This is a genomic window from Tabrizicola thermarum, assembly GCF_003574395.1.
Classification (GTDB): Bacteria; Pseudomonadota; Alphaproteobacteria; order Rhodobacterales; family Rhodobacteraceae; genus Tabrizicola; species Tabrizicola thermarum.
The window spans coordinates 1-1,620 of sequence record NZ_QMJY01000052.1; the positions used below are offsets into that span (position 1 = coordinate 1).

Below are 1,620 nucleotides of genomic sequence, written 5' to 3' on the forward strand. Positions count from 1 at the left end.
CTGGAAAACACCAGCACAGGCCCTCGCCGAGGAACTCGAAAAAACACCAACAACCGTTGCACTTGGAACTTGAGTTAACCACGTCAGAACGCCCACAACCAAGCCATTGATTTTCAAAGGCTACGAATCCTGCCCACGCCTGGGCACTATCCCAGGGAATAGCCCGCGCCCCGCACCGTCCGCACCGGATCGCTGCCGCCGTGGCTCATCAGGCTCTTCCGCAACCGGCCGACATGCACGTCCACCGTCCGGGTATCGACATAGATGTCGCGGCCCCAGACCAGGTCCAGCAGCTGCTCGCGGGAAAACACCCGACCGGGCCGCTCCATCAGCGTGACCAGAAGCTTGAACTCGGTCGGCCCCAGCTTCAGCACCTTGTCGCCCCGGTAGACCCGGTGGCTTTCGGGGTCCAGCCGGATATCCTCGTGCTCCAGCACCACTCCGGCGGTCGAGGGCCGCACGCGCCGCAACTGCGCCCGCGCCCGCGCCATCAGCTCCAGCACCGAATAGGGCTTGATCACATAGTCGTCGGCCCCGGTCTCCAGCCCCCGGATCCGGTCCACCTCCTCGGCCCGGGCCGACAGCATGATGATCGGGATCGACCGCGTCTCGGGCCGCATCTTCAGCCGCCGACAGACCTCGATGCCGCTGACCTTCGGCATCATCCAGTCCAGGATGATGATGTCGGGGTCCTCCTCGTCGACCAGGACCATCGCATCCTCGCCATTGTCGGCCTGCGTCACCGCAAAGCCCTCGGCTTCCAGGTTGTAGGCCAGCACCGTCCGCTGCGCCGGCTCGTCCTCGACCAGAAGCACCCTGGGCTGTCCGCTCCGCGCCATGCTCACGCCTCCGTTCCCGTGCTGTCGACCTTGGGCCGCTCATCCCCCGGCATCGCGCCGGTGACGAGGTAGATCACCTGCTCGGCGACCGAGGTGGCATGGTCGCCGACCCGTTCGATGTTCTTGGCGATGAAATGCAGATGCATGCAGGGCCCGATGTTGCGCGGGTCCTCCATCATGTGGGTCAGGAATTCGCGGAAGATCGAGTTGTACATCTGGTCCACGTCGCGGTCGCGCTTGCGCACGTCCTCGGCCAGCTTCACGTCGCGCCGGATATAGGCGTCCAGCGCGTCGGTCAGCATCTGCACCACCGCCTTCGCCAGCCGCCGGATCGAGCCCGAGGCCCCCGGAACCGGAGTCATCTGCGACAGGACCGCCGTCCGCTTGGCCAGGTTCTTCGCGTAGTCCCCTGCCCGCTCCAGCGCGGCGGCGATCTTCATCACCGTCAGCACGGTCCGCAGGTCGCTGGCCGTCGGGCCGCGCAGCGCCAGCAGCAGCGCGCATTTGGTGTTGATCTCGTCCTCCAGCGCGTCGATGGCCGCGTCCCCGGCCCGAACCCGCGCCGCAAGGTCCTCGTCCCGCGTGTCCAGCGCCTCGGCTGCGTCCAGAAGCGCGGTCTCGACCAGCCCTCCCATCCGCATGACAAGCGCCTGGGCGGCCTCAAGGTCGCGGTCGAAGGCAGAAAGGATATGCGCCTGGTTCATCTTGCTCTCCTCAGCCGATCCGGCCGGTGATATAGGCTTCGGTGCGCGGGTCCTTCGGGTTGGTGAAGATCTCCGGC

General features: G+C 66.2%; 2 protein-coding genes. Both read right to left on the reverse strand.

The features are described from left to right. Nucleotides 1–146 precede the first annotated feature (146 nt). Nucleotides 147–839 carry a phosphate regulon transcriptional regulator PhoB gene (gene phoB / locus D5084_RS09120; protein ID WP_128515199.1) on the reverse strand — a complete coding sequence of 231 codons (693 nt, stop codon included), beginning with the start codon at nucleotides 837–839 and terminating at the stop codon, nucleotides 147–149. 2 nt (nucleotides 840–841) lie between these two features. After that, nucleotides 842–1,543, reverse strand: coding sequence for a phosphate signaling complex protein PhoU (gene phoU, locus D5084_RS09125; RefSeq protein WP_128515200.1), 702 nt, complete (start codon nucleotides 1,541–1,543; stop codon nucleotides 842–844). Between the last annotated feature and the right edge of the window lie 77 nt (nucleotides 1,544–1,620).